Annotated in this window: 14 protein-coding genes and 1 pseudogene; 10 read left to right on the top strand and 5 right to left on the bottom strand. The window is 38.6% G+C overall.

What is annotated here, in order from left to right; translation table 11 throughout:
• From D8863_RS03070 to D8863_RS03045, 6 genes and pseudogenes are all read left to right on the top strand, one after another.
• A partial coding sequence (locus D8863_RS03070; protein ID WP_142999472.1) for a tyrosine-type recombinase/integrase occupies positions 1 to 180 on the top strand: 180 nt, incomplete at its 5' end.
• 22 nt (positions 181 to 202) lie between these two features.
• Positions 203 to 784 (top strand): restriction endonuclease subunit S, encoded by a 582-nt coding sequence (locus D8863_RS03065; protein WP_125441047.1) that lies wholly within the window; start codon positions 203 to 205, stop codon positions 782 to 784.
• Positions 785 to 812: 28 nt separating this feature from the next.
• On the top strand, positions 813 to 4163 hold the full coding sequence (locus D8863_RS03060; protein ID WP_125441046.1) for a DEAD/DEAH box helicase family protein: 3351 nt from the start codon (positions 813 to 815) through the stop codon (positions 4161 to 4163).
• Positions 4164 to 4180: 17 nt separating this feature from the next.
• Positions 4181 to 4954, top strand: coding sequence for a nucleotidyltransferase domain-containing protein (locus D8863_RS03055; protein ID WP_125441045.1), 774 nt, complete (start codon positions 4181 to 4183; stop codon positions 4952 to 4954).
• A 9-nt stretch (positions 4955 to 4963) separates the two neighbouring features.
• Positions 4964 to 6016: pseudogene (locus tag D8863_RS03050) on the top strand (DUF8617 domain-containing protein).
• Between the two features lie 17 nt (positions 6017 to 6033).
• The gene (locus tag D8863_RS03045) at positions 6034 to 6645 is read left to right on the top strand and encodes a tetratricopeptide repeat protein (protein WP_125441044.1); all 612 of its coding nucleotides are present in this window, start codon (positions 6034 to 6036) and stop codon (positions 6643 to 6645) included.
• 20 nt (positions 6646 to 6665) lie between these two features.
• Here D8863_RS03045 and D8863_RS03040 read toward each other — a convergent pair whose 3' ends face one another.
• From D8863_RS03040 to D8863_RS11190, 3 genes are read right to left on the bottom strand one after another with little or no spacing between them, the layout of a single operon-like run.
• Positions 6666 to 7481, bottom strand: coding sequence for a TIGR03943 family putative permease subunit (locus D8863_RS03040; RefSeq protein WP_125441043.1), 816 nt, complete (start codon positions 7479 to 7481; stop codon positions 6666 to 6668).
• On the bottom strand, positions 7478 to 8383 hold the full coding sequence (locus D8863_RS03035) for a permease (protein WP_084867401.1): 906 nt from the start codon (positions 8381 to 8383) through the stop codon (positions 7478 to 7480). Before D8863_RS03035 ends, D8863_RS03040 begins: the two co-directional genes overlap by 4 nt.
• Complete coding sequence (locus D8863_RS11190; RefSeq protein ID WP_000268696.1) at positions 8384 to 8515, bottom strand: SPJ_0845 family protein; 132 nt, start codon at positions 8513 to 8515, stop codon at positions 8384 to 8386.
• A 130-nt stretch (positions 8516 to 8645) separates the two neighbouring features.
• On the opposite strand from D8863_RS11190, the gene D8863_RS03025 reads away from it, so the two are divergent.
• The 3 genes from D8863_RS03025 to D8863_RS03015 are packed head-to-tail and all read left to right on the top strand — an operon-like array spanning position 8646 to position 11537.
• Positions 8646 to 10775, top strand: a complete 2130-nt coding sequence (locus D8863_RS03025) for a Tex family protein (RefSeq protein ID WP_125421943.1) — start codon at positions 8646 to 8648, stop codon at positions 10773 to 10775.
• A complete protein-coding gene (locus D8863_RS03020) occupies positions 10762 to 11205 on the top strand; it encodes a SprT family protein (protein WP_125388948.1) in 444 nt (147 codons plus the stop codon). The genes D8863_RS03025 and D8863_RS03020 overlap by 14 nt, the downstream gene beginning before the upstream one ends.
• Before the next feature lie 59 nt (positions 11206 to 11264).
• The gene (locus D8863_RS03015; protein ID WP_084881784.1) at positions 11265 to 11537 is read left to right on the top strand and encodes a PspC domain-containing protein; all 273 of its coding nucleotides are present in this window, start codon (positions 11265 to 11267) and stop codon (positions 11535 to 11537) included.
• 104 nt (positions 11538 to 11641) lie between these two features.
• Here D8863_RS03015 and D8863_RS03010 read toward each other — a convergent pair whose 3' ends face one another.
• Together D8863_RS03010 and D8863_RS03005 are read right to left on the bottom strand one after the other, a co-directional pair.
• Complete coding sequence (locus D8863_RS03010; RefSeq protein WP_125441042.1) at positions 11642 to 12292, bottom strand: ABC transporter ATP-binding protein; 651 nt, start codon at positions 12290 to 12292, stop codon at positions 11642 to 11644.
• Position 12293: 1 nt separating this feature from the next.
• Positions 12294 to 14288: a DUF1430 domain-containing protein gene (locus D8863_RS03005; protein WP_125441041.1), complete on the bottom strand. Its 1995-nt coding sequence runs from the start codon at positions 14286 to 14288 to the stop codon at positions 12294 to 12296.
• A gap of 443 nt (positions 14289 to 14731) precedes the next feature.
• Between D8863_RS03005 and D8863_RS03000 the strand changes: the two genes are divergently transcribed.
• Complete coding sequence (locus D8863_RS03000; protein ID WP_000173369.1) at positions 14732 to 15490, top strand: ABC transporter ATP-binding protein; 759 nt, start codon at positions 14732 to 14734, stop codon at positions 15488 to 15490.
• Position 15491: the final 1 nt, after the last annotated feature.

Below are 15491 nucleotides of genomic sequence, written 5' to 3'. Positions count from 1 at the left end.
ATACAAAAGGTTCATCCACATAAATTCAGAAGAACCCTAGCGACAAAGGCTATTGATAAAGGAATGCCTATTGAGCAAGTCCAAAAACTACTTGGTCACAGCAAAATTGATACAACCCTGGCCTATGCCATGGTTAACCAAAGCAATGTCAAACATTCACACCAAAAATTCATCTCTTAACTGCAAATCCCGATTTAACGAGATGTTTAAAGAGTATCCTGACTCAGTATTCTTAGATACATATATAAAAGAGCTAAGAGCAGGTAAAAGTTTAGCTGGTGAGGAAAATAATAAGAATAAAGTATTAAAAACAGGAGCTGTATCGTACGATTATTTTAATTCATCTGAAGTAAAAAATTTACCAATTGATTATATTCCCTTAGATGAGCATAAAGTTGAAATAGGGGATGTAATTATTAGCCGTATGAACACTTCTGAACTAGTTGGGGCTGCTGGATATGTTTGGTCTATTAATAGTGATAATATATATTTGCCAGATAGATTATGGAAGGTTGTTCTGAATGATCGAGTAAATCCAGTATTCTTATGGAAACTTATTACAAATGAGATAACAAAATTAAAAATTAAGAGAATCGCCTCTGGAACTAGTGGGAGTATGAAAAATATTTCGAAATCAAAATTTTTACAACTTAAAGTTCCCCTCCCCCCTTTAGCCCTCCAAAACGAATTCGCATACTTTGTGGCTCAGGTCGACAAATCACAATTTGCTTGTGAGATCGTTATAAAACTGTGGAGAAATAGCTTGAATTCTAGTATAATATAGGTATCTATTTGTTCAAAGTGAGAGAAAAATGGGAAATTTTGATTTTCTTTTAAATAACGAAGAGTATGAATCTTTTTCAAAGTCCTGTATAGAAGCTGAAAATATGATTGCGACATCTACTGTAGCTACTGCTTTTATGGCGCGTCGTGCTCTTGAGCAGGCTGTTCATTGGATATATAGTCACGATTCATATTTAGAAGCTCCCTATCGTGCTACCTTATCTTCTTTGGTATGGGATGATGATTTTAGAGAGATTGTGGATCCAGAACTCCATAGGCAGATTGTTCTTTTAATTCGATGGGGAAATCATGCTGCACATGGTGGAGAAATTAAGGAACGAGAAGCGATTTTGGCTTTGCACCATTTGTATCAATTTGTCAATTTTATTGATTATTGCTACAGTAACGAGTTTGTGGAGCGTTATTTCGACGAGCAGTTATTGCCACTTTCAGCAAACATCAAGTTTCGAGAAACGCCACAATCTATGGCGAAATTACAAAACAGTTTGCCAGATCTTCCTGATTTCGATGAACAGATGGCTAGTCAGTCCTTAACTATTCAAGAGACTTATACTGAAAAACGTGAAACAGCAGCTCTACGGCAAGATGTATCTTTCTATATCGATCAACTATCTGAAGCAGAGACAAGAAAACTCTTTATTGATATCGATCTCCGTTTAGCAGGTTGGACATTTGAGGAAAACTGTCGTGTTGAGGTAGCCGTTCATGGTTTGAAGCATGGTAAAGGAACTGGATACTGTGACTATGTCCTTTATGGTAAAAATGGGAAAGTTCTAGCAATTGTTGAAGCTAAAAAGGCATCTGTGAATCCAGAAGTAGGGGAGGTGCAGGTCAAGGAATATGCTGAAGTTCTTGAGAAACAAATCGGCTATAGGCCAATTTGCTTTATTACCAATGGTTTAAAGCACTACATACTTGATGGTGTTAATCGTCGCCAGATTGCAGGGTTCTACTCTCAAGAAGAGTTGCAACTTTTGATGGAAAGACGTCACTTGCAAAAACCACTCGAGGATATTTCTAGCAAAATTAGGGACGACATTTCTGGACGTCATTATCAGAAACATGCGATTACAAGTGTCTGTGAAGCATTCTCCAATAATCGGAGACAGGCACTCTTGGTAATGGCAACTGGGTCTGGGAAAACCCGTACAGCGGTTTCCCTAGTTGATATCCTTTCGCGTCATAACTGGGTAAAAAATGTTCTTTTTTTAGCTGATAGAACTTCCCTAGTTAAGCAAGCTTATGATTCGTTTAGGAAATTACTTCCAGATCTTTCAGTTTGTAATTTCTTAGAGGATAAAGATAGTGCTCGATCTAGTCGAATGGTTTTTTCAACCTATCCGACTATGATAGGAGCGATTAGTGATCAAGAAGAAATAAATCAACGATCCTTTACTGTTGGGCACTTTGATCTTATCATAATTGATGAATCTCACCGTTCTATTTATCAGAAATACAAATCAATTTTTGATTATTTTGATGCAAGGATTGTAGGATTAACTGCCACTCCGCGTCAAGATTTGGATAAAAATACCTATAGTTTCTTTAACTTGGAGAATGGTGTTCCAACATACGCATACGATTTGGAAGAGGCTGTAAAAGATGGTTATTTAGTAGCTTATCATTCGATTGAAACTAAGTTAAAACTACCAACGGATGGTCTACATTACGATGATTTATCCCAAGACGAAAAAGAATATTTTGATAGTCAATTTGAAGACGGTAGTTCTGAAAAAGATATTGATCCTGAGGATTTTAATACCTCTATTTTCAATAGAAAAACAGTAGAAATTGTTCTAGATGAACTAATGACAAGAGGAATTCAGACAGCTTCAGGTGACGAAATTGGTAAAACCATTATCTTTGCTAAAAACCATCGACACGCTGAATACATCAGAGATATTTTTAACGAACGCTATCCTGAAAAAGGAAGCGATTATGCTCGAGTGATTGATTATAGCATTAAGCATTATCAAACCTTAATTGATGATTTTAAAATTAAGGAGAAATACCCTCAAATTGCAATTTCTGTTGATATGTTGGATACAGGTATTGATGTACCAGAGGTTGTTAATTTAATCTTTTTCAAGAAAGTGCGTTCTAAAACTAAGTTTTGGCAGATGATTGGCCGTGGAACCCGTCTTTGTAAAGATTTATTCGGCCCTGAGCAGGATAAGGAAAATTTCTTGGTATTTGATTATTGCGATAATTTTGACTATTTCAAAGCTGATCCAAGAGAAGGAGATGGTCGTCACATTGTTTCTCTGACTCAACGTTTGTTTAACATCAAGGTGGACTTGATTCGTGAACTGCAGGAGCTTCGTTATCAAGATGATCAGTTTGCTAGAGAATACCGTCAGCAACTCGTCTCAGAACTTCATGAACGTATGGTGAGCTTAAATGAGTTAGACTTTAGGGTTCGTATGGTCTTAGATACAGTTTATACTTACAGAAAGTTGGAAAATTGGCAAAATCTAACGACCGTCACAAGTGAAACAATCCAGAAAGATCTTTCTCCGATTCTATTTGAAGAAAATAAAGAAGACGAGATGGCGAGACGATTTGATTTATGGCTGTTTCAGATACAGTTAGGACAACTGTTGGCTAAGCCAGCAACTGTCCATATATCTCAAGTTATGAAAACAGCTAAAGCCCTTGCTAGGGTTGGAAATATACCACAAGTTTTTGCACAGGCTGAAATTATCAGGAAAGTACAAGAACCTGAATTTTGGGAAGAAGTTAGTTTGTCTGAGTTGGAAAAAATCCGCCTTTCTCTAAGAGATTTATTGCAATTCTTAGATAAAACGAGCCGAAAAGTCTATTATGTCAATTTTGATGATCACATTCTTTCCACTGTCCATGATACTAAGCCATATTTACAAGTCAATGACCTGCGATCTTATAATGAAAAAGTTGAACATTATTTGAAAACTCATCTAGATGATGAAGCAATTTCTAAGTTATACCATAATGAAAAATTGACCTCTCAAGATTTACTTGCACTTGAAACATTGCTATGGGAAAAATTAGGTAGCAAGTCAGATTACCAACAACATTATGAAAATAAGGCAATTCCTAGATTGGTTCGTGAAATTATTGGTTTGGATAGAGAGTCTACTAATCAAGTTTTTTCTAAATTTTTATCGGATGAGAGTCTCAATGCCAAGCAGATTTCCTTCGTGAAATTGATTGTAGATTACATTGTAGAAAATGGTTGCTTGGAGACTAAAGTTTTAACACAAGAGCCGTTTAAATCGTATGGTTCAGTTCAACTACTCTTTCAACACCAACTCCCTATACTTCGTAATATTGTCCAAACAATTGAACTCATTAATGATCGAGCTGGAGAAGCAGCGTAAATAATAAGAGGTTATAAATGCAAACGCAAGAAGAAATGAATGTTCTGGTACCTGAAAAATTAGCAGAAATTGAGCGTGATTATGGTGTCAGAGTTTTATGGGCTATCGAGTCTGGTAGTCGTGCCTGGGGTTTTGAGTCTCCCGATAGTGACTTTGATGTACGTTTTATCTACAAACACAAGCAAGATTTTTATCTCCGTTTAAATGAACAGCGTGATGTTATCGAGCTACCAATTGACGATACTTGGGATGTGAGTGGTTGGGATTTAGACAAGACTTTAAAACTCCTTTATAAGTCAAATCCTACACTGTTTGAATGGATACAGTCACCAATTGTCTATCAACAAACGGATTTTATCGAGCGCATGCGTCCTCTTGCCAACCAGTATTTTTCTGAGAAGAAAATGCTGTATCATTACTTGAATACTGCTAGAACTCAAATGAATAAGTATCTTTCAGGAGACAAGGTCAAACCTAAAAAGTATTTCTATGCGCTGCGTCCTATTTTGGCCTGTCGTTGGATTGAAAAATACCATTCTGTTCCACCGATTTTGTTTGATGATTTGGTCAAAGAATTACTTCCGTCTCAAATGCAGGAGCATGTTTCAAGATTGCTAGACATTAAGATAAATGAGCCTGAAGGTATGGAAATTGATCCGATAATGCCAATTCAAGATTATATTTTAGCTAACATCCAAGAGTTGGATGCATACGTTCAAAGTGTTAGAGAGGAAAAGAAAGAGTGGAAAGCTCTAAATCAATTTTTCCTTGAAGAATTAGGTCACGACTGAGGTTTTTTTATGGGTAAATGGACATGTAAATGTGGGCAAGCAATGAATGACCACCGAGCACCCGATCCAAATGCTTATTCAGTTTATTCAGATGAGTTGTTTGAAGAAATCATAAATAAAGCTGACGACCATAATAAAATTTCTTATGCTGATATTTCTGAAGCGTCATTTTATATGTGGAAGTGCCCTGAGTGTGGCAGTTTCATGGTTTTTGGAGAAGACGGGGATGGAGATCACTTTACTTTTTATGAGCGCCAAGAAGTAGAAAAGGTAGAGCCTCTCTTTGATCCAGATCAAGAGTTAAATCTTGTTGTGGTTTAGTTTCAGGAGGGAGGGAATGGCTATACGTATATCTGTGATGACCCAAATATCCATATAGGACACGCTGTTATTGTCCCAGTCGGGAAGGAAAATACTGAAAAAACTGCTTTAGTTGTACAGAAGTATCATGCCCTACCAAAGGATATCACTTTTCCTGTTGAAAAGTTAAAACGTGTCGTTCGTAGGTATTCACATTTCGACCCAATCACTTCGAAAAACGTTTTTAGAAATTTAAAAAAGCTAGGAAGAATTCTAGATGTTTGCTCTAAAAACGCTAACCCCAACTCTCAGCAAACATATTATAGTATCAAAACTCCTTTAGGCTATTTCTGGTTAGAATTAAATGGAGTTCCGATTCCAATGAAAATCACACAGATTCAAGTCAGAGATAAAAAGTACCAAGTTGATAGCGCCCTTTATATAAAACCTTCAGAGATTAACTGTAGAAGATTCTATGAACTGGAATTATGTGCAGATTTTGATATTGATGCTTCTAGATGGATCGATGTTCTCTCTGATGAAAACGTTTGGGGAAATACTTGGGAACTAAATGGTCTTCAATTTGGTATTACTGCAGGGGAGTCTCCAGAATTTGAAGACGAAGTTGTAGCAAGAAAGTATAGTCGTGTCCCACTTTATTATGACTGGCACCCTGAATTTGAAGATTATTATGGCTTCAGTTTAGCTTGGAAAAAATACGAGTCTGATAGCGATTTGTCAATTTTTTTCTATACAACGTAAGAAGCGGGAGGATATGTATGAATCAAGCATGGGATTTATTGTTTGAGGGTAAGATTAATGAGGCTAAAAAATTAGTTGAAGCTGATTTTTTATTGGAAACTTGCACAGATTTTAGTTTGTTAAATTTGATGGGGTATATTTATCTTAAAGAGCAAAAATACAACGAGTGCTTAAGTATCTATCAGCGTTACATTGACTTAGCACGAACTAAAAGTGACCCAGAAAATGAACATATAGGCTATCATCAGTTAGCCATGGTTTATCGTGAAATGAATGAATTTCAAACGGCCCTTTTCTATATCGAAAGAGAGCAAAAAATCATTGAAGAAGCTTTTACAGAGGATACCCTCAAATCTTCTGTTAACAATTATGAGCAAGGTTATTTACGATTAAAGCTAGGGAAAGTAGCAGAAGCATTCATGTATATGGAACAGTCCTTAAAACAAGCTTTGCAAACAGATGATTTAATTGCCCAAGCTTGTGCCTATAGAGGTTTAGGAGAGATTGGTTCGATACAAAATCCTGAAGAATCACATGAAAATTTTTTACAAGCTATTGCTCTTTTTGAAAAGGCAGGCGATCAGATTGGTGCTCAAGAGGTTAGAAAATTGCTAAATAATAAAAAGTAGCCTGTAGAGGCTACTTTTTATTAAAACACGCGATAGACATAAGGATTTTCTGGTTTGTCTACTTTTGTGAAACTCTCAACCTCTAATGTTGGGAGTTTTTGTTTGAGTTCTTTATGGTAGTGGAGGGTCAGGGTTCCTCTAGCGGTGATCCAAGTATTGTCAGGATACTGGCGGGAGTTCCCCTTTGTCAAGAGTCCATATACACCAGAGTCTGAGATACAGTGGATAATCCCAAAGCGAAAGAGGAACTGGCTATCTGGGTGGCTAGGATCGTTATAGACAAAGCCTGTAAATTCGATTTTCTTTCCTTCAAACTCTTGAGGATAGTCATAGAGAACTTCCATGACCTCCATATAGTTTTCATCAGTGATGTGAATGGTTGGCTGGGTGAGGTATTTATCAGCTGTAGTCCTCATTTCCTTTTCATAAGCAGATTTGGAAAAATAGGTACTGGTATCGGGTTTGAGGTATTGACTGGATGTGCCTTCACTTGCCTGAATGGCTGTGTTGATTCCTTCAGCAAGTGGAAAATGATATCCCTTAGCAGATACGGTTCTCGAGTCCAAACTTACTGTCGGAAAGGCAACTCCAATCAATAGAGGTAGTGACAGTAAAAGGATGCTGATTCGTCTAGCTCGACGACTTTCTAAATGGCTGTGAGAGTTGATTTTCTTGATCCAGATGTAGAATTGGACCAGAGCCAACAGAAGAGAAAGAACCATAGAGATATAGACTAGATAGGAATAGTGGAGGTTGATGTAGTGACTGAGCTTGCCAGATAGCTTCAGATACAGAGTCAGAGCAAAATAGCCTAGTAGAATGAAAAATCGAGTCATATCATCACCCCCATCATGTAAGAATAAAGCAAGACAAGTACTGTCACAATGCCCATGAATTGCCAGATGAAACGCGCTTTGAGATAGTGCTTCATCATGAGGAGATTTTTGATATCAAGCATGGGGCCAATGACCAGAAAAGCAAGGACTGGCGCTAGGCCGAAGCTCGAGAGGAGAGAAGCGCCGATAAAGGCGTCTGCCTCGCTACAAAGAGAGAGGAGAAAGGCTAGAAACATGAGCAAGAGAATCGCAAGGACTGGACTTGCGCTGATAGAGGTCAAGATCCGAGTCGGGACATAGACCTGCACGATAGCCGCAAAGAGGCAGCCAAAGACTAAATAGCGCCCCATATCGAAAAACTCGTCAATAGCCTGTATAAAGACCTGAAAGACCTTTCTAGCAGGACTCAAGTGTGAAAAGTCATGTTCGTGACAAGTAATAGAATTCTCTTTTTGAATGGGTTCCTTCCAGAAAAATCCTAGGAAAATCCCCAGAATCAAAGCAATCACAATAGCTCCCAGAGCTCGCAAGAAGGCAAGTTTTATTGAATTGCCAAAGGCAGAATATGTGGCTAAAAGAACGATAGGATTGATAATGGGAGCAGTCACCAGAAAAGGAACGGCCGTGTAGCTGGGCACTTTCTTTTCCAAAAAACGATTGATAATCGGAACGATTCCACATTCGCAAGAAGGAAAGAGAAAGCCAATGAAGGTACCAAAAAAGATCCTCCCCCAACGATTGCGAGGAAGAAACTCATAAACTTTATCAGGAGTGATATAGACCTCAATCAACCCCGAAATGAGACTCCCAATCAGGACAAAAGGAAGGGCTTCAATCATGATGGAGAGAAAAATAGCTCCCGCTTGTAATACACTAGGAGGAAGAGATTGGAAAACAGTCATCTATTTTTTCTTCTCAACTTTTTCTTTTTTATCTTTGTCATCTGGGAAAGTGACTTGTGTTAAGTCAGGAAGTTTTGCGAATTCTTCAAACATCTTGTCCAAATCATCCGTTTTTGTAAATTTAACAGCCATGGGCCTACCTCTTTTCTATATTCTATCTCTATTATACTATTATTTTGTGGAAAAGGGATTATTTTGATAATCAAAGAGGTAAAAAAGGGTAGGACGAAACAAGGGCTGTCCCTTATGGTATAATAGATTTATGGATAAAAAATATGAAAAAATCTCCCAAGATTTGGGAGTAACCTTAAAGCAAATCGATACTGTTCTAAGTTTGACAGCAGAAGGGGCGACAATTCCCTTCATCGCGCGTTATCGAAAGGACATGACTGGTAGTCTGGATGAGGTGGCGATTAAGGCCATTATCGACTTGGATAAAAGTCTGACAAATCTCAACGACCGTAAAGAAGCTGTCTTGGCTAAGATTCAAGAACAAGGCAAACTAACCAAGGAATTAGAAGAAGCTATTTTGGCAGCTGAAAAATTAGCAGACGTTGAAGAACTCTATCTTCCTTATAAGGAAAAACGTCGAACCAAGGCAACTATTGCCCGAGAAGCTGGACTCTTTCCTCTCGCCCGCTTGATCTTGCAGAATGTAGATGGTTTAGAGAAAGAAGCTGAGAAGTTTGTCTGTGAAGGATTTGCGACAGTTCAAGAAGCCTTGGCTGGAGCGGTTGATATCTTGGTCGAAGCCTTATCGGAAGATGTGACTTTGCGTTCACTGACCTATCAGGAAGTGCTGAGACACTCTAAAATCACTTCGCAAGTCAAGGATGAAAGTCTCGATGAAAAACAAGTTTTTCAGATATATTACGATTTTTCAGAGACAGTTGGCAACATGCAGGGTTATCGTACCTTGGCCCTCAATCGTGGTGAGAAACTAGGTTTCTTAAAAGTCGGTTTTGAGCACGCGACAGATCGTATTCTTGCTTTCTTTGCTGCCCGTTTCAAGGTGAAAAATGCCTATATAGATGAAGTTGTTCAACAGTCAGTTAAGAAAAAGGTCTTGCCTGCTATCGAACGACGCATTCGGACAGAATTAACTGAGAAAGCAGAAGAAGGAGCTATCCAACTCTTTTCTGACAACCTGCGCAATCTTCTCTTGGTTGCTCCGCTGAAAGGGCGCGTGGTTCTAGGATTTGACCCTGCCTTTCGTACAGGTGCCAAACTTGCTGTCGTTGATACAACAGGTAAAATGTTGACAACCCAAGTCATTTATCCAGTAAAACCAGCATCAGCTCGTCAGATTGAAGAAGCAAAGAAAGATTTGTCGGACTTGATTGGTCAATACGGTGTGGAAATTATTGCTATCGGAAATGGAACTGCCAGTCGTGAAAGTGAAGCCTTTGTGGCGGAAGTTCTTAAAGATTTTCCAGAAGTCAGCTATGTTATCGTCAATGAAAGTGGCGCTTCTGTCTACTCTGCCAGCGAACTTGCTCGTCAGGAGTTTCCAGAATTAACCGTTGAAAAACGCTCTGCTATCTCTATCGCCCGTCGTTTGCAAGATCCACTTGCCGAATTGGTCAAAATTGATCCCAAGTCAATCGGTGTCGGGCAATACCAGCACGATGTCAGTCAGAAGAAACTGTCTGAGAGTCTGGACTTTGTCGTAGATACGGTGGTTAACCAAGTCGGTGTCAATGTCAATACAGCTAGCCCAGCTCTTCTTTCCCATGTGGCTGGACTCAATAAAACTATCTCTGAAAATATCGTCAAATACCGTGAGGAAGAAGGAAAAATCACTTCGCGCGCTCAAATCAAGAAAGTTCCGCGTCTGGGTGCCAAGGCTTTTGAACAGGCAGCTGGTTTCCTCCGTATCCCGGAAAGTAGTAATATCCTTGATAATACAGGAGTTCACCCAGAAAACTATGCTGCGGTTAAGGAGCTCTTCAAACGCTTGGATATCAAGGACTTGAATGAAGAAGCACAAAGTAAGCTTAAGTCCCTTTCAGTTAAGGAGATGGCACAGGAACTGAATCTTGGTCCAGAAACCCTTAAAGATATCATTTCCGACCTTCTCAAACCAGGTCGAGATTTCCGTGACTCATTTGATGCACCTGTGCTTCGTCAAGATATCTTGGATATCAAGGATTTAAAAGTCGGCCAGAAGCTGGAGGGTGTGGTGCGTAATGTCGTTGACTTCGGTGCCTTCGTTGATATCGGGATTCACGAGGACGGCCTCATTCATATTTCCCATATGAGTCGTAAATTTATCAAACATCCCAGCCAAGTGGTGTCTGTTGGAGATTTGGTAACGGTTTGGGTTAAGAAAATCGATACTGAACGTGAAAAAGTCAATCTGTCGCTCCTCGCTCCAGATGAATCTAACTGACTACGTTCAGTCTGTTTCCCTCGAAGACTTTGGTAGACCTTTTACCCACCAAGCCCAGTGGAATTCTCGTCTGCGAACGACAGGTGGGCGATTTTTCCCCAGGGATGGGCATTTGGATTTTAATCCCAAGGTCTATAATGAACTAGGTTTGGAAGTCTTTCGGAAAATCGTACGCCATGAACTCTGTCACTATCACCTTTATTTTCAGAAAAAGGGTTATCGACATAAGGACCGAGATTTTAAGAAACTTTTGAAAGAAGTGGATGGACTGCGCTTTGTTCCCCCGTTGAAGAACCAAAGTAATTTTCTAGTTTATCAGTGTCAATCTTGCCAGCAAACTTATCAGCGCAAGCGTAGGATTGATACCAAACGCTACCGATGTGGGGTTTGTCGAGGTAAACTCGTCATCATAAATCGGCCTAAGGACTGATGTTGATAGTTCTGATTCATGCTATACTACTTGTAAGAATGCCGAAAGAGGAACATATCATGAATAACAAATTTTATAAAATGAAACGAAATAGTAAGGTGTCGGGAGTTTTAGCTGGTCTATCAGACAAGTGGAATTTTGATGTAACTTTAGTCCGCTTTCTCTTTGCCATTTTTACCATATCAAATTTTGGGATTGGCGTGATTATCTACATCATCCTAGCCTCTATCCTGCCAACTAAGGAAGAAATCGAAGCAGAAATGTACGGAACAGGACCACGCAAACGCAAGGAAGCCGAGGTCATTGATGACAATGATGGGCGGTTTTGGTGAGATTTAACAGGGAAAATTTATTATTTGCACTATGTTACTTAAAAGAAGCAGCATAAATGACTGAAAATCCCTTGTGGTTATTTAGCCACAAGGGATTTTGATATTTAAGTATATTCTTTTCCATCTTGAGAGAGATGAATTACATGATCAGCCATTTTCCAAATACTAGGATTGTGAGTTGCGATGATAATTGTTCTATTAGCATTACGAAGTTCAAGGAGAATTTCCATAATTTCCTTGGAATTTTTTGGATCTAGCGAGGCGGTAGGCTCATCAGCTAAAACTAAAGGAGGATTTTTCAGGATAATCTTAGCAAGCGCTACGCGTTGAGCTTCACCACCAGATAATTCATAGATTTTTTGGTTGAGACTTAGATAATCTAGTCTGACAGCTTGTAGTGCTTGAAGAAGAAGTCTCTCTTTTTCTTGTTTCTTGTTCTGTTTTTTGCCAATCAGTCCCAGCTCAAGGTTTTCTCGAATGGTCTGACTTTCTAATAGTCCGAAGTTCTGGAAGAGATAACCTAGCTCGTTACGATAGAATTCCTCATTTTTTAGAGAAGTCAAAGACTTTCCTTTATAAATGATTTCTCCTTTGTCGAAAGTCTCTAGTTTTGCAAGCATATTGAGCAAAGTGGTTTTTCCACAACCACTGTCTCCTATCAAAGCATATACCATACCACTTTGAAAATTCAGATTCAAGTCTGAAAAAATAATACGAGAACCAAATTGTTTCCAAATATGTTGTAATTCAATCATACTATCCTCCTTTGATGATGCTAGCATAGGTTTTACTTTCCTTCTTATCACAGATTTTCAATAGAAGAACGGCTAAACTTGAAAAGCTGAAAAATAGGATTAGGGTAATCCAGATATTCTTAGAAATAATGAAAGCTAGACCACTTCCGAGAAAGAGAGCTGCTATTTGAGAAGTGATATATCTATTGTGTAATTCAAAGAAATAATAGCCTGCGATTTTTTTCAAGAATATGGTTTTGCGAAAGGCTTCAAAATAGAGCAGATTTAAACTTGTAAACAGCAAAATTGAAGTCAAAATAGCAAACATAGCACTCGCTAAGTTACTAAAAATTTCGATTTTAATTTTTTGATTTAACTGGAGATAGGTTTCCCTAGCAGACGATAGCCCTGAGACCATTTGATCAAGTTGATAGTGTTTCAAAAGTTCTTGTGTCTGGTGGAGGTCTGTAAAATAGAGATATTCTAGATTTGTAAACCAGAAGATGGAGGAAGCCTTACCAAGTGCTTTAGGAGAAAGCACAAGAAAGATGGGATTTGACAACCATTGATCATAAGCGATATGGGTGGTATTATAGAGAAATACATCATTATTTTGATTGGTATAAGCTATACTAACTTCGACAGTTTGATTAGACTCGCTACTGTATAATCGGTTGGTTAACTCTTGTTGCAAGGTTGATTTTATATCTTTTTCATTTTTTTGTAGTTCTTCTGGGAGTATGGCAAGGATCTGTCTATCTTTGAGGGTGTTGATTTTTTGAAAGGTTTCTGATGATAAGTCCATATCTTCCTTTTGGAAGTAGCTGGGCGTGACGTAGAGAATATTTTTTCCTTCCACACCATAAGGGTTATTTTCAGTTTCATTATGATTTGAGGTAGCTTGCTTAAGAGCTTGCTCAACTAGATTATGTTTAATAAGGAAGGCATTCTCATTATCTATAGCATGCTGAATAAAGTCAAACCATTTATCAGCATTTGTCTGCAGTTCATCTAAATTTTTCATCTGACTGGAACGCCCTGTTTGAAGAGTAACAACATTGGAGCGTTGTTCCCAAGTAGCTTGTCCAGCCTCATTTTTCTCAAGTATATGATAGTAAGTAGACATACGTCCAAATCCTACAATAACCAGTAGAATGGCAAGTACCTGACCAAAGTAGAGAATGCGTAGGATTGACTTGATTGGTAATTTTCCTTTGATGATAGAGAGGAGATGAACTTTTTTAAAAGAAATGGTAAAAAGAAGGGCAATTAGGAGGCTAAGTAAGAAAAGTAGGCTATTGTAAAGAATAAAAAGTATTCCTAAAAAAGTTTGAACCTCATAAGGATATCCTAGGGAAATGAGCAAGACACTTGCTATCAGCAAAGCAGGTAGACCAAAAAGAAGGATATCAAGTCCGTCTCTTGCGAGAGAACGAAAGAAGAGATGGCTCAGTCGTTCACCAGAAATCAATCGAATCCCTGACTGAGAGAGAGATTGAATTTGGCCAATAACAATCAAAGCTAAGAAAGTCAGCAAAAAGATTAACATACTGGTAAGCTGATTAGGTTGGGTAAAGAGGGCAAGTACAAAGGATACTCTGTCATTTTCAAATGCATTCGCTTTTTCTAGTCCAAGTTCTTTCAGATGAGTGGCCAATTCTTGACTAGTTAGGGATCCGCTGATAATATTGTAGTTGTTGAGAAGATCGCTCTTGTGAATGCTTTCTTGACTTGCTTGAGGCATCCAGTCTGGAAGTTGCCCTTCTCCAAAAACTTCGTAGTAAGTTTGTGATTTTCCATCACTATCTACTTCCCAAATAGTTCTTGCGATAAGACTATTATGTTCTTTAGCAAGACTATTTAATTCTTCTTTAACGGTAGAATAATCTGCTTGCCCACTTAATACTGCTGCACCCGGGAACAGGATTTGTGGAAGAGAGTCTTTCCAAAAGGACAGAGTGGCAATGAGAAAGAAAGTTAAAAGAAGATTGCTGATAAAGAGAAAAACACGTTTCATAGGAACCTCTTTCTAAAAAGAGGGGCTGAACCTCCCTCCTTATAGCAGCGATACGAATGATAGTTTAGCACTTTTAAAAATAATTATCAGAAAGCTAATTCTTTTACAAGACGTCAAAGAAAGCCTTTTCATAATTTAATTTTACTATTATTTTAAGGATAAAACAAGCAATACTATGGCTTTTTATAGTAGCTATTTTCAAAAATATTTTTCAATCTTACAAAAATGTAAGATTAAAGTCTCTTTTGTAAGGTTAGGTTATGGCAGGCTACCTTTTTTTGCGATAAACTAGACTCATAAAGAACAAAGGAGCAAAACCATGAAAAGAATTTTACAAAAGAAAACAAGAAAACCAAGTCAAAAAGATATCGAGCGTGTTCAACTGGGATGCGCTATGATGCAAGCACAGTTTCAAATGATGGGATATTAAGAAGGAGAAAATCATGACACTTTTAGATGTAAAACACGTTCAAAAAATCTACAAAACACGTTTTCAAGGAAACCAAGTCGAAGCACTCAAAGATATTCACTTTACCGTAGAAAAGGGTGACTACGTTGCCATCATGGGTGAGTCCGGCTCAGGGAAGTCTACCCTACTCAACATCCTAGCAATGCTTGACAAACCAACTCGTGGTCAGGTTTACCTAAATGGAACAGACACAGCAACTATTAAGAATTCCCAGGCTTCAAGTTTCCGTCGTGAAAAGTTGGGATTTGTCTTCCAAGACTTTAACTTACTAGATACCTTGTCTGTTAAGGACAATATCTTGCTTCCGCTAGTGTTATCACGAAAACCTATCACGGAGATGATGAAGAAATTGGTAGTGACAGCTGAAAATTTGGGCATCAACCAATTGCAAGAGAAGTATCCTTACGAGATCTCAGGGGGTCAAAAACAGCGGGTAGCAGTAGCACGCGCCATCATCACAGAACCTGAAATTCTCCTTGCTGATGAGCCAACAGGAGCCCTTGACTCCAAGTCATCTGCAGCTCTTCTAGATGTTTTTGATGAAATCAATGAGCGAGGCCAAACCATTCTCATGGTAACCCACTCAACGGCAGCAGCCAGCAGGGCCAAGCGCGTTCTCTTTATCAAGGACGGCATTCTTTACAACCAAATCTACCGTGGAGACAAGACAGAACGTCAAATGTTCCAAGAAATCTCTGATACCTTGACAGTCATGGCGAGCGAGGTGAATTAGT

The organism is Streptococcus oralis, from assembly GCF_003943825.1.
Taxonomy (GTDB): Bacteria; Bacillota; Bacilli; order Lactobacillales; family Streptococcaceae; genus Streptococcus; species Streptococcus oralis_CD.
Note: the sequence above shows the minus strand (reverse complement) of the source record. Positions and strands in the feature narration are given on the sequence as shown.